General features: G+C 49.7%; 22 protein-coding genes. 3 read left to right on the top strand and 19 right to left on the bottom strand.

All coding sequences use genetic code 11. The features are described from left to right. Positions 1-51 precede the first annotated feature (51 nt). From ADU23_RS17145 to cymR, 12 genes are all read right to left on the bottom strand, one after another. Positions 52-984, bottom strand: coding sequence for a peptidase U32 family protein (locus tag ADU23_RS17145; protein ID WP_053374843.1), 933 nt, complete (start codon positions 982-984; stop codon positions 52-54). Positions 985-1040: 56 nt separating this feature from the next. Beyond that, complete coding sequence (mltG, locus tag ADU23_RS17140) at positions 1041-2156, bottom strand: endolytic transglycosylase MltG (RefSeq protein WP_269433097.1); 1116 nt, start codon at positions 2154-2156, stop codon at positions 1041-1043. A gap of 201 nt (positions 2157-2357) precedes the next feature. Further along, positions 2358-2669 (bottom strand): DUF1292 domain-containing protein, encoded by a 312-nt coding sequence (locus tag ADU23_RS17135; protein WP_053374842.1) that lies wholly within the window; start codon positions 2667-2669, stop codon positions 2358-2360. Further along, complete coding sequence (locus ADU23_RS17130) at positions 2669-2965, bottom strand: DUF1292 domain-containing protein (RefSeq protein WP_053374841.1); 297 nt, start codon at positions 2963-2965, stop codon at positions 2669-2671. The genes ADU23_RS17135 and ADU23_RS17130 overlap by 1 nt, the downstream gene beginning before the upstream one ends. A gap of 8 nt (positions 2966-2973) precedes the next feature. Next, positions 2974-3390: a Holliday junction resolvase RuvX gene (ruvX, locus tag ADU23_RS17125; protein ID WP_053374840.1), complete on the bottom strand. Its 417-nt coding sequence runs from the start codon at positions 3388-3390 to the stop codon at positions 2974-2976. 26 nt (positions 3391-3416) lie between these two features. After that, a complete protein-coding gene (locus ADU23_RS17120; RefSeq protein ID WP_053377682.1) occupies positions 3417-3677 on the bottom strand; it encodes an IreB family regulatory phosphoprotein in 261 nt (86 codons plus the stop codon). A 50-nt stretch (positions 3678-3727) separates the two neighbouring features. Continuing rightward, positions 3728-6361, bottom strand: a complete 2634-nt coding sequence (gene alaS, locus ADU23_RS17115) for an alanine--tRNA ligase (RefSeq protein ID WP_053374839.1) — start codon at positions 6359-6361, stop codon at positions 3728-3730. Positions 6362-6716: 355 nt separating this feature from the next. Continuing rightward, positions 6717-7787, bottom strand: a complete 1071-nt coding sequence (locus ADU23_RS17110; protein WP_053377681.1) for an AI-2E family transporter — start codon at positions 7785-7787, stop codon at positions 6717-6719. Positions 7788-7941: 154 nt separating this feature from the next. Continuing rightward, positions 7942-8139 (bottom strand): hypothetical protein, encoded by a 198-nt coding sequence (locus tag ADU23_RS17105; RefSeq protein WP_053374838.1) that lies wholly within the window; start codon positions 8137-8139, stop codon positions 7942-7944. Between the two features lie 13 nt (positions 8140-8152). Continuing rightward, entirely contained in the window at positions 8153-8689 is a 537-nt protein-coding gene (locus ADU23_RS17100; RefSeq protein WP_053374837.1) for a PRC-barrel domain-containing protein, read from the bottom strand. A gap of 17 nt (positions 8690-8706) precedes the next feature. Then, entirely contained in the window at positions 8707-9861 is a 1155-nt protein-coding gene (locus ADU23_RS17095; RefSeq protein ID WP_053374836.1) for a cysteine desulfurase family protein, read from the bottom strand. A gap of 351 nt (positions 9862-10212) precedes the next feature. Beyond that, positions 10213-10632, bottom strand: a complete 420-nt coding sequence (cymR, locus tag ADU23_RS17090) for a cysteine metabolism transcriptional regulator CymR (RefSeq protein ID WP_053374835.1) — start codon at positions 10630-10632, stop codon at positions 10213-10215. A gap of 200 nt (positions 10633-10832) precedes the next feature. Here cymR and mnmA point away from each other — a divergent pair, with 200 nt between their 5' ends. Next, positions 10833-11966 (top strand): tRNA 2-thiouridine(34) synthase MnmA, encoded by a 1134-nt coding sequence (gene mnmA / locus ADU23_RS17085; protein ID WP_053374834.1) that lies wholly within the window; start codon positions 10833-10835, stop codon positions 11964-11966. A 69-nt stretch (positions 11967-12035) separates the two neighbouring features. Here mnmA and ADU23_RS17080 read toward each other — a convergent pair whose 3' ends face one another. After that, positions 12036-13373 carry a hemolysin family protein gene (locus ADU23_RS17080; protein WP_053374833.1) on the bottom strand — a complete coding sequence of 446 codons (1338 nt, stop codon included), beginning with the start codon at positions 13371-13373 and terminating at the stop codon, positions 12036-12038. A 383-nt stretch (positions 13374-13756) separates the two neighbouring features. Between ADU23_RS17080 and ADU23_RS17075 the strand changes: the two genes are divergently transcribed. Then, positions 13757-14332: a copper resistance CopC family protein gene (locus tag ADU23_RS17075; protein WP_053374832.1), complete on the top strand. Its 576-nt coding sequence runs from the start codon at positions 13757-13759 to the stop codon at positions 14330-14332. Then, positions 14332-15417: a copper resistance D family protein gene (locus tag ADU23_RS17070; RefSeq protein WP_053374831.1), complete on the top strand. Its 1086-nt coding sequence runs from the start codon at positions 14332-14334 to the stop codon at positions 15415-15417. The genes ADU23_RS17075 and ADU23_RS17070 overlap by 1 nt, the downstream gene beginning before the upstream one ends. A 140-nt stretch (positions 15418-15557) precedes the next feature. Here ADU23_RS17070 and ADU23_RS17065 read toward each other — a convergent pair whose 3' ends face one another. The 6 genes from ADU23_RS17065 to ADU23_RS32815 all read right to left on the bottom strand — a co-directional run bounded on the left by ADU23_RS17065 (position 15558) and on the right by ADU23_RS32815 (position 21938). After that, on the bottom strand, positions 15558-16868 hold the full coding sequence (locus ADU23_RS17065; protein ID WP_053374830.1) for a replication-associated recombination protein A: 1311 nt from the start codon (positions 16866-16868) through the stop codon (positions 15558-15560). A 163-nt stretch (positions 16869-17031) separates the two neighbouring features. Beyond that, complete coding sequence (locus ADU23_RS17060; protein WP_053374829.1) at positions 17032-17703, bottom strand: YdeI/OmpD-associated family protein; 672 nt, start codon at positions 17701-17703, stop codon at positions 17032-17034. Then, complete coding sequence (locus ADU23_RS17055) at positions 17700-18455, bottom strand: tRNA threonylcarbamoyladenosine dehydratase (protein WP_053374828.1); 756 nt, start codon at positions 18453-18455, stop codon at positions 17700-17702. The genes ADU23_RS17060 and ADU23_RS17055 overlap by 4 nt, the downstream gene beginning before the upstream one ends. A gap of 29 nt (positions 18456-18484) precedes the next feature. After that, entirely contained in the window at positions 18485-20308 is a 1824-nt protein-coding gene (gene aspS, locus ADU23_RS17050; protein WP_053374827.1) for an aspartate--tRNA ligase, read from the bottom strand. A 45-nt stretch (positions 20309-20353) separates the two neighbouring features. Next, on the bottom strand, positions 20354-21601 hold the full coding sequence (gene hisS, locus ADU23_RS17045) for a histidine--tRNA ligase (RefSeq protein ID WP_053374826.1): 1248 nt from the start codon (positions 21599-21601) through the stop codon (positions 20354-20356). Between the two features lie 142 nt (positions 21602-21743). Then, on the bottom strand, positions 21744-21938 hold the full coding sequence (locus tag ADU23_RS32815) for a hypothetical protein (protein WP_141680357.1): 195 nt from the start codon (positions 21936-21938) through the stop codon (positions 21744-21746). Positions 21939-22181 lie beyond the last annotated feature (243 nt).

Here is a 22181-nt window from a genome sequence, read left to right as displayed (position 1 = left end):
AGCATTATCTTAGTTTTGCGGAGCAAAACTTACTTCGTAATCAACTCACTATCAATATACTTGCTCTTTGTAGAAGAATCCGTAGCTCAGCTCGCGGTTCGGGTTCTGTACTTCTTTAATCGCATCCAGCCACTCTTCTTGAAAAGAATAATCAGCCGGATTAGCCATATAAGCGTCAATCGTTTTCCGATAGGCGCGTACGACGATCTCATTGTATTCAATCGATTTCATAAAACCTTCGATCTTCAAGCTTTTTACGCCAGCCTCTAGCAGCTCGTGCAAGTTCTCTACCATGCAAATATCGTCTGAGCTCATAATATGAGTCCCATTCCTATCTTCATAGATTGGGTACCGTTCATCCTTGCGCTCTGCTTCCATCACGTACAGGCCACGATCCTTATCCTTCACAGGCAGCCGTTCTGCTTCCGTTTGGTGATCCATATAGCTGCCCACCAGCGAGCGTTTGGAGTGATAAATATTTGTCATGCCATGCACCTGAACCTGAATTTCCAGCTCTGAGCTAGAAGCTGTCTCGATAACCTGTTCCATGTTCAGCTCGCGTGCCAACACATATCTAGTAGCGCCTCTGCGCCCCCAATAATTAGCCGTAACAAAATTGGTTGAAGTCATCTCCGCATTCCAGTGCAAAGCCATGCCCGGGGCATGCACTCTGGCTGCCATCAACACGGCTGGATCGCCGAATACAATCGCATCGACGCCTGCTTCGGCAAGCGAGGCTACATACGAATCCAATGAATCCACTGCATCATTGTCCATCAGATTGTTAAGCGCCGCATAAATCTTTACTCCCTTTGGCTTTGCCGCCTTTACAGCTTCTGCAATCATCTCTATAGTAAACTCGCCTGCTAACCGCATACCGTAACGTGCTTCGCCGATGACAAAAGCATCCGCACCTGCTGCCATGAGCCTCTCAAGCTCCTCTAACGATGCGGCGGTAGCTAACAATTCCGGCTTGTACGTCATGCTCAAATCCTCCTCAAAAACTGCGACAGCTGTCACAGCTCCTCTATACATCTGATCTATCCAGCTGTTTGATTGCTTTTCTCGATGTTTCTCAAATGTTCTTTATAGGTTTTTGCAAACAAATGGGTCTGGGTGCCGTCTTTTTTCGTTACGTAAAAGAAATAATCCGTTTTCTCTGGGTGCAATGCCGCTTCAATCGAATCTAGGCTAGGGCTAGCGATCGGTCCAGGCGGCAAGCCTTCCACTTTGTACGTATTATAAGGACTGTCTACGAGCAAATCCTTCTCGTACAGTCTTTCCTTTGGCTTATCCAGCGAATATTGAACCGTCGCATCGATTTGGAGCTTCATCCCATCCGCGATGCGATTATAAATGACGCCCGCTACAAGCGCTCTTTCCTCATCCACAACAACCTCTCGCTCCACTAGCGAAGCGATGGTCAGTAGGTCATGGAGCGTCATTTTTTTCTCTTCAAGCACATCCATCCAGCCCTCAGGAAGCTCGCCCAGCTTGCGGTCAAGTTCTGACACCATCCGCTTAATAATGTCCTCTTCGGTGCTTTCCATTTTCATTTCATACGTCTCGGGGAATAGGTACCCTTCCAGCCGCTTATGAAGCTTATCCGTATCTGGGATTGAGCGAACAGCCTCCGCATCTCCCCACGTTTTTTGCGTGGCGACGAGCTCCATAAATTTATCCTTGTCGATCAGCTTCTCCGCCGCAAGCTTGTCAGCAATTTGCAGCACGGTAAAGCCTTCAGGTATCGTGAAGCGAATCGTTTCAGCCGCCACCGTGTCACCGGCGTTCAGCTTTGCGATGATCGCATCGTTATCCATTCCAGGGCTAAGCTCATATATACCCGCTTGGAAGCGAGATCCTTGGTCATTCAGCTTCAAGTAATATTTAAAAATAAATGAGTTCTTAATGATCCCCTGCTGCTCAAGCAAATCCGCAACCTCGTTCGCCGACGTTCCCGAAGGAATTTCCAGCTTTTGCACCTCGCCAGCCTTAGTAGGCTGCAAACTGTTCCAAACATAGAAAGCTACGCTGCCGGCACCAAGAATCATAATGCCAAGCAAGCTTAAAATAACCCATAATGTTATGCGGCTTCGCTTCGGACCGGATGATGATTGCTGGTCGCGATGCTCAGGCTGCTGTGATAACTTGTCCAACCTGGGACCCCCTCTTTATCTTCCATTATTTTCCCTAATCAGCAATGCGCAGGCGAAAACGGCTGAGACCATAGCGTTGGCGGCTCAGCTTAAGTTCCGAGTACAACAACAACCTTAATACAGGGCTTGAGCAAATGTCCCTCTACATGGAACAAAAGAGCGGTTATAAACCGCTCTCTTGCTTCATGCATATAGACTTTCTTAAGGCCGCTCGTCAGTCGCGAATAACAAATCGTCATAAGCTTCTGAAGCTGCCTCCCATTCTTCATCATTCTCGATGTTCTCCAGCTGCGGCTCACCGTCAACTTGGATCACGCGGAATAGCTCTACATCTTCCTCGCCGCGCATCGGATCTGATTGAAGGGCTGCATAAATACGATCGCCCAGCTGAAACTCAGCTTTGATATCGTACACTTCTACGCTGCCGTCATCTGCTTCCAATTCGATTTCATTGCCAAAAGCCGTTCTCAAGCTATTGAGCTTCTTTGGCGCTTCATGCTCTGTGCCTGACATTAGTCCTCTTCCTCCATCTCGCCTAGGAGAGTATTGAACGTTTCTTCAACCATGTTCCACTCTTCTTCGTCTTCAATGGTGTAAAGCTTCAAGTCGTCGCCTTCTTCTTCGTAACGGAAAGCGTATACTTCATCTTCCTCGTCATTTTCGCCTGCAAGCGGAACGACCATCATATATTTCTGATCGGAACCATCAACTTCAAATTTCATGATGACTTCGAATTCCTCTTCATTGCCTTCTTCATCCGGGATATAAATAATTTCCGGCTCTTCGAATTCCAGATCTTCTTTTGTCATGTTTACCCTCACCTTTTCGCTTTAGAATCGAGATAATTTTGCAAAATAAGCGTTGCCGCCATTTTGTCTATTACGAGCTTTCGCTTCTTCCGGCTGACGTCCGCTTCAATAAGCGTTCGTTCGGCAGCTACCGTTGTCAGCCTTTCATCCCAAAGGTGAACAGGTATGTTTAGTTTCTGCTTAATCTGTTCTGCGAATTCCATGCAAATTTCGCCACGTGGACCGATGGTACCGTTCATATTTTTTGGCAGACCGACAACGATCTCACTAACCTCATGCTCCTTTACCAAGTCGGCAATGCGGTCAAATTCGCTTCCATCGCGTCTGCGCTCTACGACTCCGGTCCCTTGTGCGGTCCAACGAAAGGCGTCGCTGACTGCAACTCCAATGTTGCGGTCACCGTAATCCAGTCCCATCAATCTCATGTCTTGTCCGGCTCCTGCCTAATTTGTTATTGTTTCTTATGGTTTAGATAAAACCGGACAAGCTCTTCAATTAATTCGTCTCGTTCCTTCTTGCGAATTAAACTCCTGGCGTTGTTATGCCGCGGAATATACGCGGGATCTCCGGACAGCAAATACCCAACGATCTGGTTAATCGGATTATACTCTTTCTCTAGAAGCGCTTCATGCACCGATAGCAGAATGTCTTGAGAAGATTCAACCCCCTCCGCCTTCACGTTAAATTTCATTGTATTGTCCATGGAACTCATCGCCAGCACCTCGCTTTCCAAACCGCTTTCTAATCGGATATACATTTATATCATATCACATTTGTTTGATTAAGAACTAGTTCTTCCGCAAGTTTCAATGCTTCATCCAGCTTGGATGTATCTTTTCCGCCCGCTTGCGCCATATCTGGGCGTCCGCCGCCGCTGCCGCCGCAGTGTACGGCAGCCTCTTTGACAATCTTCCCTGCATGGAAACCTTTTTTGATAAGGTCCGCAGAAACGGCTGCTGCCAGATTCACTTTGTCATCCGCGATTGCCCCTAGTACGATAACGCTGGATTCAAGCTTCAGCTTCAGCTCATCAACGATGCCGCGAAGCGCATCCATCGAAGGCGCATTTACTTTCGCGCACAGCACCGTAACGCCATCAACCGTTTTCGCGTTTTGCTCGAGCGAGCCCGCTTCGATCCGGCTCAGCTTCGCTTGCAGCGATTCGTTGTCACGCGATAGTTCTTTCACTTGCCCGAACAAAGCTTCGATCCGCTTAGGGACATCGTTCGTGTTCGATTTCAGAAGAGAAGCCGATTGCTTAAGCAGCTCAAGCTGGCCTTCCAAATAGTTATACGCATGTTTACCCGTAACAGCTTCAATTCTTCGTACGCCTGAACCAATTCCGCTCTCGCTAAGCAGCTTGAACAGTCCAATTTGCGAAGTATTGCCTACGTGGCAGCCGCCGCAAAGCTCTAAGCTGTAGCTTCCAACCTGAACGACGCGCACCACATCGCCGTATTTTTCGCCGAACAAGGCCATAGCGCCCATCGCCTTCGCTTCGTTCAACGATTTCAAGTCAATCGATACAGCCGTGCCAAGCCAAATTTGCTCGTTCACGCGGCGCTCGATCTCAACCAGCTCTTCAGCTGTAATGCTGCCAAAATGCGAGAAGTCGAAGCGGAGACGCTCTGCTTCTACCAGGGAGCCCGCTTGATTGACGTGATCGCCGAGCACTTCTTTAAGCGCTTTATGAAGCAAATGCGTTGCCGTATGGTTTTTGATAACGTCGTCACGCACATCCCTTGTAACGGTCGCTTTCACTGTCTCGCCTGTGCGAGCGGTTCCTGACGTTACGATGGCATGATGAACGTTTTGTCCGTGAGGCGCTTTTGTCACGTCTTCAACTTGCAGGGTGAAGCCGTTGCCTGCGATTGTACCTTTATCGCCGATTTGGCCGCCGCTTTCCGCATAGAAAGGCGTGCGATCTAGAATAACGACTACTTTGCTGCCTTCAGCCGCAGCATCAACTAGCAAATCGTCGTGAACGATGGCAAGGATTTGCGATTCAGTTACCAGTACATTATAGCCAACAAAATCGCTTTTAACCGTAAAATCGCCAAGCGGTCCGCCTTGAACCTTCATGCTGCCAGTGTCTTGGCGCGCAGCGCGAGCGCGGTCACGCTGCGCTTCCATTGCAGTATCAAAGCCGGCGCGGTCAACCGTCATGCCGTTCTCCGAAGCAAAGTCTTCCGTCAAATCAAACGGGAAGCCATACGTATCATATAGGCGGAACGCATCGTCGCCGTTAATTTCTTTGTTGCCTGCTTTTGTAGCGGCAGCTACGAGCTCAGACAGCATAGCCAAACCGTCGGACAACGTCTCATGGAAACGCTCTTCCTCCGTCCGGATTACACGCTCGATGAATTCGCGCTTCTCCACAACCTCTGGATAGTAAACGCCCATGACTTCGCCAACGACAGATGTTAGCTCATGCAGGAACGGACGGTCGATGCCGATTGTTTTCCCATAACGTACGGCACGGCGAAGCAAACGGCGAATAATGTAGCCGCGGCCTTCGTTGGACGGCATTACGCCGTCGCCTACTGCAAACGCAACGGTACGGATATGATCCGCGATAACCTTAAGCGCAACGTCCTGCTCTTCGCTCGCTTTATAGGTTACTTTTGCAATTTGGCAGGTACGATCGATGATTGGAAGGAACAAATCCGTATCAAAGTTTGAATCCACGTCCTGCAAAATCGAAGCAAAACGCTCAAGTCCGGCGCCTGTATCAATGTTTTTGATAGGAAGCGGCGTATAGCTGCCATCCTTGTTATGGTTGAATTGCGAGAACACGACGTTCCAAACCTCGAGGAAACGCTCATTCTCTCCGCCCGGCCAGCACTCTGGGTCGGACAGGTCGCCGTATTTTTCGCCGCGGTCATAAAAAATTTCCGTACAAGGTCCGCATGGGCCCTCGCCGATATCCCAGAAGTTTTCCTCCAGCTTATAAATGCGCTCTGCTGGAAGGCCGATTTTGGTGTTCCAGAAAGCAAAAGCTTCTTCGTCCTCAGGATACACCGTTACCGACAAGCGGTTCGGATCAAAGCCGATCCATTGCGGCTCGGTTAGAAACTCCCATGCCCAAGTAATCGCTTCTTCTTTAAAGTAATCTCCAATGGAGAAGTTGCCCAGCATTTCAAAAAAGGTGTGGTGACGGCGTGTTTTGCCCACGTTTTCAATATCATTCGTGCGGATACATTTTTGCGAGTTCGTAATACGCGGGTTTTCCGGTATGACGCGTCCGTCAAAATATGCTTTTAGCGGCGCCATACCGGCATTGATCCATAGCAAGGACGGATCATTATGCGGAACGAGCGATGCGCTTGGTTCGATTTTATGGCCTTTGCTTTCGAAAAAAGCAAGCCATTTGGCACGGATTTCACTAGCTTTCATTAGTAAGAGCCCCCTTTAAATGATAAAACACAAAAAACGCCCCTGTCATAGACAGGGACGAATAGATTCGCGGTACCACCCTGGTTATTGCTCAGCTGCAAGCAGCATAAACAATCGCCTTCATTAGACATTAACGGGTCCAACCGGTGAAGTTCATTCACACTCCGAAAAGAGCTTTCGGCCACTCTTCGTCATAAAAGCTCTCTCAACCATCGCTTAACGCTTCATCTTGAAGCACTAGCGAAGAAGCTTTCTCTCTGGCTAACGGGCATTGGCTTACTTCATTTCGTCAACGCTTTATTCCTATATGATTGACACGATTATTTTAAAATTATAGCCACACGCTTTCCGCCTGTCAAATAATCTTTCTGCGTACATAATAAGCAAACATATGCTGAATGATCACCTTGCAGGCCGCAAATATAGGAACGGCTAAAATCATGCCAACGATGCCCGCTATTTCGCCTCCGACGAGCAGCGCAAAAATAATCGACAAGGGGTGCATATGGAGAGTTCGGCCAACGACCTGCGGTGAGATGACATTCCCCTCGAGAATTTGGCATAACGTGTTGATAATCGCCACGAGAATAACCATTTTGAGCGAAACGGTTGAGGCCATCAGCAGTGCGGGAGCAGCTCCAAAAAACGGGCCTAAATAAGGAATGACATTCGTTATCGCAACGATGCTCGCCAGCAGCAAGGCATAGGGCATACCAATAACCATATAACCGAGGTACGCAAGCACCCCCACTATGACGCAAACCAGGAATTGACCCCGTATGTAGCTTCCAAGCGCGGTATCGATATCTTTTAGCAGCCGGACCGTGTTTTTGCGATGCGATTTCGGGACATACGTGATGACCGTTCGTTCAAATACGTCGAAGTCCTTCAATATATAGAAAGCGAGAAACGGGATGATGAACGCAATAAACAGCGCATTGACCATCGATCCGATATTGTTCACAAAATTAAACAGGGTCTCCGACAGCTTCTTCTCGATATGGACAAGCGACTTGTTAAGCCCTCCCCGAATGCTCTCCGGCAAAAAGGACGTATTGTTGATGTCCGTAACGATGTTTTGGGCACGCATCGACAATTCCGGCACATGGTGGTTCAGCTCCTGCACCTGTTCAATGAACATCGGTATCAAATTAACGAGCAGCACCGTAATGACCGCGCAAAAAACAGCGTAAATCAGCAGCACCGCTATCGTTCGGGGCACCTTCCGGTCATGCAGCATCGTAACGATCGGATTGAGCACATAGGAAATGATCATCGCGATAATAAACGGCGCAAGCACGGCTTTTAAAAAAATATACACGCTCACGATAAGCGGCTTAATAAGCAGCAATAAATAAATAGCGATTAAGCCTAATATCAAATAGATAAGCCATACAAACAGACGGCTCTTAGTAAAACGCTCCACCGTCCTCACCCCCGAACCTTCTTATTCCAGCCTGTATTAAGCAGGACAAGCGGAACTAATTCAGTATATGTACATGGGGTGAAAATCATCCTTGAACAGCAAAAAAAGACGGCCAATGACCGTCTTCTTGTATTCCTATTTATGGCCAAACACATCAGTTGACGTGAATTTGCGGTATCTCTTCTTCAAAGAACAAGTCGTCGAGCGAGCTTAACGTGCCATCCTCTTCCACTTGGTAAACCGACATTTTGTCGCCGTTAACCGTCAGTTCAATGAAGCACCCCCAGCAATAAAACTGGTGGGAACCTATTTTTCCGATATCTTTCGAATTACAATTCGGACATCTCATCATATTTCATTTCTCCCTATCCTCTGAAATTGGAAGCTGCGACAGGCTCCAATTCCGCTTCACTGACAGCAGGAACAATAATCGCGTCTTCCCCGAGCAATACGCTATCCGGATCACTCGGCACCTTCAGCCATTTGCGCCCTTCCATCAGATCCGAAACAAAACCGTCCGTAAGCTCGTAGCCTACTATTTGTGTACCCTGTTTTGGGTAAAAATAAACATCCGATACACGGCCAAGCTGTAATCCTTGCACAGTAACGACGGGCAAATCCTTTAATTTCACTAATCCTGTGTAAAAAGAACGCAGCAATTGCTTCGACTTCATCCGCGTGATCGCTGCTTCACTTGAAATAATAACGGTGTCATCTCCACAGGATAATACTTGAGACCACTCCACTACTTTTACAGATGAAGCAAACCACTTGGCACAATCGAGGATTAGCCCCTTCAACTCCCAATGCTCATCGAACCAAGCATCCTTGACGGTGCCGACCAGCTTGCCGGAATGGATTACGATGACGGGAAGCCCTATAAGCTGTTGAAGTTTAATCACGCTTAGTCGGAGTCCTCCTAGTAGTTATTACGAATACGCCTCACGATTGTTCCAACTTTTTGTGCGGCATCTTCTAATTCCTCCAAAGTATTCCCCAAACCGAAGCTAAATCTTACAGCGGAATGAATTTGATCCTCAGGCAGTTGCATAGCCCGCAGAACATGCGATCGCTCAAGCGCGCCGGAAGTACAAGCTGATCCGCTTGCTGCAGCGATTCCCTCCATATCCAAATTCATCAGCATCGTTTCCGTATCGACGCCGATAAAGCTGACATTGACGATATGCGGCAAATAGTGCTGCTCGCTGCCATTTATAACGATTGGCACTTCAACATGAGCTTGCAGCAGTTCTATCCATCTCTTACGAAGCTTGTCCATAAAAGGTTGCTTATTTTCCCTCTCGTTCACACAAATGTCAACAGCTGCCGCAAATCCGGCAATGCCGGCGATATTTTCCGTGCCTGCACGGCGTTTTCTCTCTTGGGATCCGCCATGCTGGATGGCTTCAAGAAGCGTTCCGTTTGCCACATACAGCGCGCCGACACCCTGCGGTCCATTGATTTTGTGTGCGGAGAAGCTCATCAAATCGACGGGCAGCTCATTTAACCGATAATTGATCGAGCTTAATGCTTGAACGGCATCAACATGAAAAATCGCGCCGCTCGCCTTCGCGATTTGCCCGATTTCTTCGATAGGCTGCAAGGTGCCCACCTCATTATTGCCGTGCATAATGCTGATGAGTCCCGTTTCCGGCGTAATCGCCGCTTGCACGAGCTCAGGCGAAGTACGGCCGCTGTTATCTAATGGAAGCACCGTCAAGGTGAAGCCTTCTTCCTTAGCCAGCCATTCGCATGTATACAGAACGGCGTGATGCTCGCCAGCTGAAGTTATAATATGCGATTTGCCCCGCTTGCGCTGCGCTCTTGCAGCGCCGATCAAAGCAGCGTTGTCGCTTTCGGTTCCGCCTGATGTGAACAATAGCTCTCCCGGCTTGCAGCCAAGGGCAGCAGCAATGGAGTCGCGCGCACGGTTAAGCTGCTGCTTCGCAGCTCGTCCAAGAGCGTGCATGCTCGATGAATTGCCTCCAGGTCCCTGCATGAGCTCAAGCATCGTGCTTGCAACGCTAGGATGCATAGGGGTAGTGGCGGCATGATCAAAATAATGTATTTTCATAGGTCATCTTCCTTTAAATACTGAACAAGTATGTGTTTTCATGTACAAGAGTATAGCACAACGACTTTTCACACGCATCAACGTTGGGTTAAGGTACATGCCGAAACTGAATAAAGGGCTTGATCAAAATAATGATCCCCTAAGCTCCAGCGCTTAACTATGCCTGACTATGAGACTGAAAAAGTAGCGTAAGGTAAGAAGCAAGTGCATCCGCAAGGGGATAGGTTTTGGATGAAGGGTCCATTTCAGTGGGCGATGTTGATATAAATCGGAGGACGACTATAGACAAATGGCTATTTGAGCAGTATGGAAAGGGCGAAAAAATCGCAGCCGCCCTTCCTCCGCTTCCTTCTAAATATAGAACATATAGCTGTCAGGCTTGCCTTCATCTTCAAAGTTGATCAGATCAGCAAGCGTTGTTGAATCGAGCACCTCTGCAATGCTGTCGCGAATGCGCAGCCACAATTGACGTTTTGCCGGATCATCCTCTTCGGTAAAATCAACAGGCGAGATTGGCCCCTCGAGTATGCGGATGATATCCCCTGAAGTAATCGTCTCTGGATCTTTGGATAAAATATAGCCGCCATAAGCGCCTCGTATGCTTTTCACAAGTCCTGCATTACGCAAAGGTGCTACTAGCTGCTCCAAATAGTGCTCGGAAAGCTGATTTCTCTCAGCAATGCTCTTGAGCGAAGTCGGGCCTTCACCAAATTTAGCCGCAAGCTCCATCATAATTGTTAAGCCATAACGGCCTTTCGTCGATATTTTCAAAGTGGCACCTCTTTTATTTGTTTTATGGTTGGTTATGAATGTGTCTGATCGACTTGCGCTTATATCTCTGTATTCCCAGTTCCCTTATATGTTAACATATCAAGCGAGCAACGTGTGAAAAAAGGTTGACATCTTCATGAAAAAGTTTTCAGCCTATGTTACAATAGTACATGTTTGATTAGAGCAAGGTGGTGTTCACGATGGAAAAACCAAAAGCTTCGACAAGAGTGGTCGTCGGCATGTCGGGCGGCGTCGATTCCTCCGTCACAGCGCTGCTGCTAAAGCAGCAAGGCTATGACGTTGTCGGCATCTTTATGAAAAACTGGGACGATACCGATGAATTCGGTCATTGCACGGCGGAAGAGGATTCAGAAGACGTTCGCCGCGTATGTGAACAAATCGGCATACCCTACTATACCGTTAATTTTGAACGGCAATATTTTGATAAGGTATTCACTTATTTTCTGGATGAATACAAGCGCGGACGCACGCCTAACCCAGACGTCATGTGCAATCGCGAAATCAAGTTTGGCGACTTCCTGCAGCGTGCCTTGGAGCTTGGTGCCGATTATTTGGCAACAGGACATTACGCGCAGGTGGAGCGTACGGAAGACGGCGTGACGAAGCTGCTGCGCGGAATGGACTCGAATAAGGACCAAACCTATTTCCTTAGCTCCCTTAACCAGAAGCAGCTGGCGAAAGCGATGTTCCCGATCGGTCACCTTCCGAAGCCGGAGGTGCGCCGCATCGCTGAGGAAGCAGGCCTTTATACGGCTAAGAAAAAAGACAGCACCGGCGTATGCTTTATCGGAGAACGCAATTTTAAGACGTTCCTCAGCGGTTATTTGCCGGCGCAAGCAGGCGATATGATCGATATTCAAACCGGCGAGAAAAAGGGCCGCCACGATGGCCTCATGTATTACACGCTTGGCCAGCGCCAAGGACTCGGCATCGGCGGATCTGGCTCCGGCGAGCCATGGTTCGTAGCCGACAAGGATCTGGAGAACAACATTTTGTACGTTGTACAGGGCGAGCAGCATCCTAGCCTCTACTCCGAGAGCCTTATGGCAAGCGGCATGAACTGGATCGTGCCGGTAACCGAAGCCGGCACAATCCGCTGCACGGCCAAATTCCGCTACCGTCAGCCAGATCAAGGCGTTACCGTGACGTACCGCGAGGATGGCACAGCACATATCGTGTTCGATAAGCCGCAAAAAGCGATTACGCCTGGACAAGCGGTCGTTCTGTATGACGGCAGCCAATGTCTTGCCGGCGGTACGATTGAAACCGTCCAAAAGATTGACTCCGCATCAGCGCTTGCTAAGCAAGCATAAGAGTGACAATAGGCAAGGCTGCCTTGACGCATAATTACATTGCGTTGGGGCAGCCTTGTTTTTTTGCTTTTAGCCAAAATATTGACCGTTTTTCCCCTCCGCTCGCTTGCCAATCTTACGGATAAGAAGCCGCGATATCCGCAGATGGTCCGTCTCCTCGATCATGAACTCGAACTCGCCGGCATACTCTACCCGTTGATTCTTGACCGGAGGGATATCAATTTTCGAGTAGATCCAGCCGCCGATCGTGTCGTAATCATCCGTATCGATATCAAGGCCGAAAAAGCTGTTCACCTCTTCAATAAGCATGAGGCCGCTGACCGAATAGGTACCGTCATCCCTTTTTTCAAGATGCTCGCGCTCCTCGTCAAATTCGTCTTGGATTTCGCCTACGATTTCCTCCATGATGTCCTCTAACGTGACTAAACCAGAGGTGCCGCCATACTCATCGATCAAAATAGCGATTTGGGACTTTCGCTTTTGCATCAGCTTCAGCAGCGTGCTAATTTGCATGGACTCGGGCACGGTCGTGATCGGCCTCGTAATTTGTTTTATGTCTTGCAGGCTATGAGCCGTATCCTTAAGCAAATCTTTAATATGGACGAAGCCGATAATGTTATCCTTATCATTCTCGCATACCGGATATCGCGTCAGCATTTGCTCGAGTGCAAGCTTTTTGTTATCCGTAAGGCTATGGCTCGTATTTAGGCAAATCATCTCCGTGCGGGGAATCATAATTTCACGTGCATTCGTTTCCGTAAAATCGAAAATATTATCTACGAGCGTAAGCTCCGTATTGTCAATGAGTCCGTTTTTGTGGCTTTCCTTCATCAGGATTCGAATCTCGTCCTCGGTATGCGCAGCGTCCTTCTCGGTTGCCGGTTCGATCCCGATTCTCCTTAGAAGCCGGTTGGCCATTCCGTTAAGCACCCAAATGAACGGGTACATGATTTTGTAAAAGTAGATAAGCGGGGCAGCCGTTAATAGCGTGATCTGTTCCGCTTTGCGGATTGCAACCGTCTTAGGCGCCAACTCCCCTAAAACGATATGAAGCACCGTGATGAAGGAGAAGGCGAGGATAAAGGAGAATGTATGAATAAATACCTCGTTGCGTATGCCGACATAGCCAAATAACGGCTCAATCACTCTAGCGATGGCAGGCTCCCCAATCCACCCGAGCCCCAGCGAAGCGAGCGTAATGCCAAGCTGGCAGGCGGACAGATAAGCATCGAGATTGCCTGTCAAATGAGAAGCATATTTCGCCCGTGCGCGTCCCTCGGAGGCAAGCGTATCGATCCGGCTCCCTCTCACCTTCACCATCGCAAACTCGGCCGCCACAAAAAAACCGTTCAAAAATACGAGAAGCAAAATAAGCGCCAGGGACAAACTAGTCGGTAATGGGTCCATTCAACGATATCCTGTCCTTCGCACGATGAGCTGCTGCGGTGCGATGACAGGTACACCTCCCTTTGGAACAAAGATACGGCGATCTTTGTGTGATGTAAGTGCTCTCCTAGATGCCAAGCCGCCGCGTCAAACGGTCAAACCGCAAGGGTAAGCCTCTCTCAAGGCTGTAATTAAGTGTATTCGCCTAAGGCTAGCCTTTATACGCGGATTTGCAGTCTTTGCTCGCGTTTTTTAAGCGCCCATTCGTTCGGTCTTCAACAAATGTTCATAAAGCCGTTACGAAATGCTCATTTAATGTGAAGCTAACGTTTCGCCGTATCTGTTATAATGCTAACAGCTTATGCAGCAGATTAGTCACTAAAAATATTTTAGGAGGATTACAAATGAAAAGGATTTTGCTTATATGTCTGGCAGCTCTATGGCTTGTTCCGGGTGTTGCGCTTGCCCATTCCAAACTAGAAACCGCTGTGCCCGGGAAGGATGCGACGGTAAACGTCTCTCCGGAGCGCGTGGAGCTGACTTTTAACACAAAGATCGAGAAGCTTAGTAATTTTAAAGTACTGAATGCCGCGGGCGAGGAAATGGAAAAAGACAAAGTCGAAGTCGGCGGCATGAAGATGAGCGGCGCTCTCCCGGCCGTGCTGCCAAATGGCATCTACACGGTAAAATGGACGATCATCGGCGCAGACGGCCACTCTGTCGAAGGCGATTATGCTTTTACGGTGGAAGCGCCTGCCGTAACGGAAGAGTCTACGGCTGAGCCGGAAGCGACGACCGAAGCTCCGGCTGAGACAGCTTCGCCGACCCCTTCGCCAGAAGCCACTGCGGATGCAAACAATCCATCTAATGCAGGCGATACAACAACGAGCAATGATGGCACCAACTACACGCCTGCTATCATCATCGGCGCGATTATAGTTGTAGCTGCGCTCGTATTGCTCATGCGGAGGCGCAAATAATGATTTATATCAGCGAAGGCCTTCTATATGTTTGCTTCGCTATCTTAACGGGAGGCTTGCTGCTTCGGCTTGTGCCGGAGGGCAAGAAGCCCTCCATACAGGTACCGAACGGCTTGCTGCTCGCATGTGTCATAGCCATCCCGATCTTGTCTTATGTGCCTATCCATAAGCTCGCGCTTGTTTTTGCCAAAGATTTTGACATGACATACAGCTCGATTCTCAAAAGCATTCTGCTTGATATCAATACCGGGAAGGCTTGGGTGTGGACGACGATCGGCTCAATCGGGCTTGCGTTTCTGCTGGGGCTCAAGGCGTTTCGGGGCGACAAGCATATGCCTAAGGTTGCGTTGTTCGTTACGTTTTTGCTGATCGTTTGGTTAGGTTATGCAAGCCATGCTTCATCGCTCTACGGGTTTAGGGGTTTAGTCACCCATTCTGCCCACTTCCTAGCCGTAAGCGTATGGATCGGCATATTATTCGTAACGAGCTGGTTTGCCAAGGATAATGCGAATTGGGATGCGTTTCTGCGTTGGTTTTCGCCGGTTGCGATCATTTGCGTGCTCGTTACGCTTCTAGCGGGCATTGTTCTCATGTCGTTCACGACTCCCGAGTATTTGAACGCTTGGATGCTGCCTTACGGGCAAATGCTTCTGATCAAGCACCTATTGATTGTGCCTTTGCTGCTATTTGCTTATACAAACGGCTTCGTTTACAAAAAATTAGCCAAAAACAATGCGAATTTCAATCCAAAGCGCTGGCTAAAAGCGGAAAGCATTATCGCGCTGCTCGTGCTTGCTGCAACGGGCGTGCTAGGCCAGCAAACGCCGCCGCATAAAGTGAAAGAGACGCTTCAAACCGTCTCTCCGTCACCGTTATTCACCTCGATATACAAGGGCAGCTTTAGCCCCGATATCGCTGTGAAATTTACGCTGCATTTCGAGAGCGTCCTCATGCTAGCCGCAGCTTTGATTATGGCAGGCGGACTCATTTGGATGTACCGCACGAATAAGCTTATCCCCGCTTTCTTGATGGGTATTTTGACAGCCGTATTCGGTTATTTCGGCCTTATGTTTTCAATTGCTTAAGTGGTAAAAGAAAAGAGATTTTCCTAGACGTTGGACGTCTAAGAAAGTCTCTTTTTTACATCTGCGTGTACGTTAGATCAACAAATAAAAAGGCGAAATTTAGAAAGGGAGTTTCCAGTTAAAGAAGAGTCTCCATCCCATTATTTGCCCTTGCGCTTTTGCTGGTTTTGCTTGATTTTATCTTCCATCCCTTGTTCCGTTGCCTTATAAAAGGTCATCCCGCCAAGCCTGTCAGGCAAATATTGCTGCGCTACAAAATGATTCGGATAATCATGCGGATATTTATAACCCTCATGCCCAAGCTGCTGCGCTCCCTTGTAATGCGTATCACGCAGATGAAGCGGCACCTCAGCACCGCCCGCCCGCTCAATCGCCGCCTCCGCATTGCCGATCGCGATTGCCGTTGCGTTTGATTTAGGGCTCTCCACCGCAAATAAAATCGCCTGCGAGATGTTGTACTTCGCCTCCGGCCAGCCAATCTTATGATAGGCGTCCATCGCGGTTACCGCTTGAATCATCGCTTGCGGATTCGCGAGCCCGATGTCTTCGCTGCAAGCGACGATCAGCCTGCGAATAAAGGTCATCGGATCCATCCCCAGCTTCTCGACCGCGTACAAAAACCAGAACAGCGCCGCGTCGCTTGATCCCCGCACGCTCTTGTGAAAGGCCGAAAGCACATCATATTGCGTCGACAGATCGGCGCGTATCGACGGCTTGCGAATCGACTCCTGCGCTACCTCAAGCGTCAAGTGTACGGAACCGTCCTGCTCCGATGGCGTCGTGACCGCAGCCAGCTCAAGCGCGTTGAGCGCGCGGCGAATATCGCCGCCTGCCATAGCGGCAATATGGTGCAGCGCATCCTCATCCGCACGCAAATCCATAAAGCCGAGCCCCCGCTCCCGGTCGGACAACGCTCTTTGCATAGCTTCATACGCATGCGCCTCGACCAGCGGCTCCAATTGAAATAACGTCGAGCGAGACAGCAAGGCGCCATTCACATGATGAAACGGATTTTCGGTTGTCGCCCCGATAAAGATAATAATGCCCTGCTCGACAGCCGGCAGCAAAGCGTCCTGCCTTGCTGTATTGAAGCGGTGTACCTCATCTAAAAAAAGAATCGTTTTTTTGCCGTACATCGCTTTATTCGTGCGAGCTTGATCAATAACCTCGCGGACATCCTTAACCGAAGCGTCAACGGCGTTCAGCTTCACGAACTCGCCTGCCGTCCGCAGCGAGATAATATGCGCTAGCGTTGTCTTCCCGCACCCTGGAGGGCCGTATAGCAAAATAGACGATACTTGGTCGCCTTCGATTGCTCTGCGCAGCAGCTTGCCCGTCCCTACGATATGCTCTTGTCCAATATATTCGTCAAGCGTCTGAGGCCGCATACGGTCTGCAAGCAACCTTGCGCGCGGCATTTCAGCTTCCTGCTGATAAGAGAATAAATCCATTTTCGCTTCCCAACCTTCTGCCATCTGTTACATCGATCATAGCATACAAGCACATTTGTTCGCCAGACATGGGCATATGCAGCTACGGTATAGACAGCGCAAAATAGCCGTATCACTGAAAAAGCATATAAGCTCTTTCTGTAATACGGCCGCATTTTGTTCTTTATTTATCGAATGGAGATTTTAAACCTCTCGCAAGCTTGTCAACCGTCGCGGCTACCCGGTTCGCACGCGTTTCCTCGCGCTTCGCATCGGTAATCCACTTTATGAAGTCACGCCTCTTCGCTGCAGTCAGACCGCCATTAAATAATTGCTCAGCCGCATCCGATGCTTGTAACGCAGCGGAAAGATCCTCCGGCATAGGAAGCTCTTCACCTTGGGAAGCGGTCGTACGCTGACCAGCCCCGGCAGCCAAGGCTGCTGAAGATGGACGGCGGCTGGTGCCGCTCTTTCCAGCACCAGCCGGTCGATAACGCATCGAAGACCATGTATCGTCCATCGCAATCATTGCGACACCTTCCACATGGAACGTCAGCATCAGCTTCCAGCCCGTATCGCGGTTTATATCCGTCTTTATTTTGGACGAGCCCTTCGGATACGTGATCCACAGCAATCCACCCGGCTTAACCGCACGGATCGCTTCAGGCGCATGCTCCGCCAGCTCGGCCAAACTGACGACGAATAACAAGACAAAATCATATTGTGCTTCCGGCTCCAAAACCGTATCTTCCGTCGTTAATCCAAGCTCGGCCAAGTAATGATCAGAAGGCGCTTTAAGCACAAGCGCCTTCATCTCGGGCGATAACCTCAGCTTTTTGGCGAGCGCTTCATTCACAGCTCGACTCCGCCTGCAACAAGCAAATCGTTTACGACGACGCTGACCATGATTAGACCGGCAACAGGCGGAACAAACGCGTTGCTTGCCGGCGGCTGCTTAGCCTTGCGAATCTCAGGCGCATTCGCGGGAACGATTTTTTTCGTGACATCCTCACGAGGCTTCATCGGAGTCTCGGTCGAGAATACGACCTTAACCCCGCGCTTGATGCCTTCCTTGCGAAGCTTCGTGCGAATAACACGAGCCAGCGGATCGGTGTGCGTCTTCGAAATGTCAACAACTTGGAACTTCGTCGGGTCCATCTTATTGGCTGCGCCCATGCTCGAGATGATCGGGATTTTGCGTTCCAAGCATTGCTTGATCAAATGAATCTTGTACGAAATCGTATCGGATGCATCTACGACATAGTCGAGCGGATATTCAAAAAACTGCTCAAACGTTTCCTCCGTATAGAACATCCGCAAGGCTACGACATCGCATTCGGGATTAATGAGCTTAATCCGGTCGCGCATAAGCTCTGCTTTTGGCTGGCCAACCGTTGTCGTGAGCGCATGAATCTGGCGATTGACGTTCGTAATATCTACTACGTCTTTATCCACGAGAATAATGCGGCCTACGCCGGTGCGCGCAAGCGCCTCAGCAGCTATGCCGCCAACGCCCCCAATGCCGAGCACGGCAACCGTGCTCCCCTTCATAAGCGCAAGCCCCTCTGGCCCAATCGCCAGCTCTGTACGTGAAAATTGATGAAGCATCAGGCTGCCGCCTCCTTAGCGCAAATCGCTTATTTTTCGTTGGTTTCCGTTGCAGGTGCTGCTCCAGCTGCTGCGGCAACCGGTTGCTTCGGTTTAAGCACGGTGCGGATATGAAGCTGCTCCAGCTGCGAGAGCTCGACCTCGGACGGCGCATCGCAAAGCAAATCGGTCGCGCTTGCCGTTTTCGGGAATGCAATCGTCTCACGCAGGTTCGTGCGGCCGGTAAGAAGCATAACCAGACGGTCGAAACCGAAAGCAATACCGCCATGTGGAGGCGTTCCGTATTCGAATGCATCAAGCAGGAAGCCGAATTTCTCTTGCGCTTCTTCGTTGTTGAAACCAAGCGCCTTGAACATTTGCTCCTGTACTTCACGTTTGTAGATACGCATGGAACCGCCGCCTACCTCGTAGCCGTTCAATACTAGATCGTACGCTTGCGCGCGGATTTGTCCTGGGTCCGTATCGAAGAAATGCAGATCGTCTTCATTCGGACGCGTGAACGGGTGATGTTCGGCTACATAACGTTTCGCGTCTTCATCCCAGCCGAGCAGCGGGAAATCAACAACCCAAGCAAATTTAAATTTCGATTCGTCGATTAGGCCAAGATCTTTGCCCAGCTTCGAGCGAAGGTTGCCAAGAACGTCTGCAACCACTTTTTTCTTATCCGCAGAGAAAGTCAGCAAATCGCCGTCTTCTACTTGCAGGCGCTCTGTAAGAGCGGCAATTTCTTCCGGTTTAAGGAATTTTACGATCGGACCGCGCCATTCGCCATCCTTAACCGTAATCCATGCAAGGCCTTTGCCGCCATAGCGTGCAGCGAATGGCTGCAGGTCGTCAAGCTCCTTGCGGCTCCAGCTCGCACAGCCTTTAGCGTTCAGCGCTTTAACTACGCCGCCGCCAGCCGCTACGCTTGCGAATACTTTCACGTCGCTGCTTGACACGATATCTGTAATATCTTCAATCTCTAGGCCAAAACGCAGATCCGGTTTGTCAGAGCCGTATTTGTTCATCGCATCTGCATAAGTGATGCGTTGGAACGGAAGCTCAAGCTCTACGCCAACGGTTTCTTTAAGAAGCTTAGCCGTCAGCTCCTCCATCATCGCAAGCAATTGATCTTGCGATAGGAAGGAAGTCTCGATGTCGACTTGCGTGAATTCCGGTTGACGGTCTGCACGAAGATCCTCATCGCGGAAGCAGCGTGCGATTTGGTAGTAACGCTCGATACCGCCAACCATCAAAAGCTGCTTGAAAATTTGCGGCGATTGCGGCAAGGCAAAAAATTCGCCTTCGTGTACGCGGCTCGGCACCAAGTAATCACGCGCGCCTTCCGGCGTGCTTTTGGTAAGAATCGGTGTTTCTACGTCTATGAAGCCTTCTCCGTCTAGGAAGTCGCGGAAAACCTTAGCCGCTTTCGAACGAAGGAACAATGTTTTTTGCATTTCCGGACGACGCAGGTCCAGGTAACGATATTTCAAACGAAGCGACTCATCCACCTCTACGCCGTCTTCAATTGGGAATGGAGGCGTTTTGGCCGCGTTCAGCACTTCGATTTTGGTAACGCGAACTTCGATTTCACCTGTAGCAAGGTTAGCGTTGCACGTTTCTGCATCGCGCTCTACGACTGTGCCTTGAATCGCAAGAACGAACTCGTTGCGGGCACGGTCAGCGATTGCCAGCGCATCGCCGGAGAAGTCCGGGTTGAATACCGTTTGAACGATACCCGAACGGTCGCGCAAATCGATAAATAGTACGCCGCCAAGGTCGCGGCGACGCTGTACCCAGCCGTTTAGAATGACAGTTTGACCAACGTCCGCTTTCGTTAAGCGGCCGCAGTGATGTGTTTTTAACAACATAATAATCATGCTCCTCATTTAGTTAGATTGTTATATAGGTAAAGATTAACCGCTAATTTCATCGGCAAGCTTATCTAATGCTACGACTCGCTGCTCGCCTTTGGCCATATCCTTGAGTGAAATCTCGCCGCGCTCCAGCTCATCGTCGCCGAGTATAGCTGTGTAACGCGCCTGAAGCCGATCTGCCGACTTCATCTGCGCTTTCATCTTACGGCCAAGATAATCGCGTTCTGCGCGAATGCCGCGCTGTCTGAGCTGGTAAACGAGCTTTGTCACCTCGCGCTCCGCCGCTTCGCCAAGCGCAACGACATAAACGTCGACTTGGTTGAAAATAGGCAGCTCCGTTTCTTGGTGCTGCAGCAGCAGGATCGTTCTCTCAAGTCCGAGGCCAAGGCCGACACCCGGTTGATCGGGTCCGCCGATTTCCGCGACTAGCCCGTTATAGCGGCCGCCGCCGCCGACCGTATCGATCGTACCGATACCCTCAGCCTTGTATTCAAAAGCCGTATGGGTATAGTAGTCGAGTCCGCGAACGAGCCTGTGGTTGAGTTCATAAGGAATGCCCATGTCGCTCAAATGCATTTTAACTTTGTCAAAATGAATCTGGCATTCCTCATCCAAGCTGTCCAAAATCGATGGCGCATCTGTAAAGTGCTCCTGGTCGACCTTGCAGTCGAGCACGCGCAGCGGATTGCGATCCATGCGCGATTGGCAATCCTTGCACAGAAGCTCGCGCTTCGGCTCAAGAAAAGCTAGCAACCGCTCGCGGAATACCGCGCGCACTGCCGGCGTGCCGACTGAATTGATCTCAACGCGCACGCCCTTTAGCCCTACCTCCGTATAGAAGGTATAACCAAGTGCGATAACCTCTGCATCAATAGCCGGATCAACAGAACCGAGTGCTTCTACGCCAAATTGATGCAATTGGCGGTAACGACCAGCCTGCGGCCGCTCATAACGGAACATCGGACCGATGTAATACAGCTTAGACACGTCTGGCTCGCCGTACAGCTTGTTTTCCACATAAGACCTTACAACGCCTGCGGTTCCTTCCGGGCGCAGCGTTAAGCTGCGGTTGCCGCGGTCTGTGAAGGTATACATCTCTTTCTCAACGATATCGGTTGTTTCACCTACACCGCGCTGGAACAGCTCCGTCGATTCAAAGATCGGCGTACGAATTTCGCGAAAGTTGTAACGCTGGCAAATCTCCCGCGCTTTCTGCTCCACAAACTGCCATCTCTCTACTGCGCCGGGCAAAATATCCTGCGTGCCCGGCATTTTCTGAAATGCCATTGAATAACCCCTCCTGCCCGCGTAATAAACCGTCTAAAGTTCGGAAAACGCAAAAAACTCCCGTTCCTCATAGCTTGCGCCAAAAGGGACGAGAGTGAATCTCCCGTGGTACCACCCACATTCCGAGCCTGCATCCTATGCATCAGCCCGCTCCAAGACGGGTAACGTCCGTCATCCGCAGTCCAGCTACTGTGCTTCTGTCACAGGCAATTGCCTGTTCCGCTCCGCCGTTCACCGTCTGTTCTCCGGGAAGTCTGTTCATTCTGCCGATATAAGGATGCTTGCAGCCAAGTGGCATCCCTCTCTGGGTATAGCGCGTAGAATTACTTTGTCCCATCCTTGAATCGTTATGTTCAACCGCTAAACGAGCACATCCTGTTCGGATGAATTCAACCGTTCATGCTAGTCATACTGAAGATTAATTTTACATTCGGCAGCGATTAAAGTCAAGGTCGATCTCATCTGGCCGCAGCCCAACTGCAAATGGACAGAAAAAAACCTACAAAACGTGTTTGTAGGTCCAAAAGTAAAATATATTTTTAAAAAGGGGGTCGAGTTCTAGTATAGGTTAATGATGTTA

The organism is Paenibacillus sp. FJAT-27812, assembly GCF_001273905.1.
GTDB lineage: Bacteria > Bacillota > Bacilli > Paenibacillales > Paenibacillaceae > Pristimantibacillus.
The sequence above is the reverse complement of the archived record's forward strand: the minus strand, read 5'-3'. Positions and strand labels throughout refer to the sequence as shown.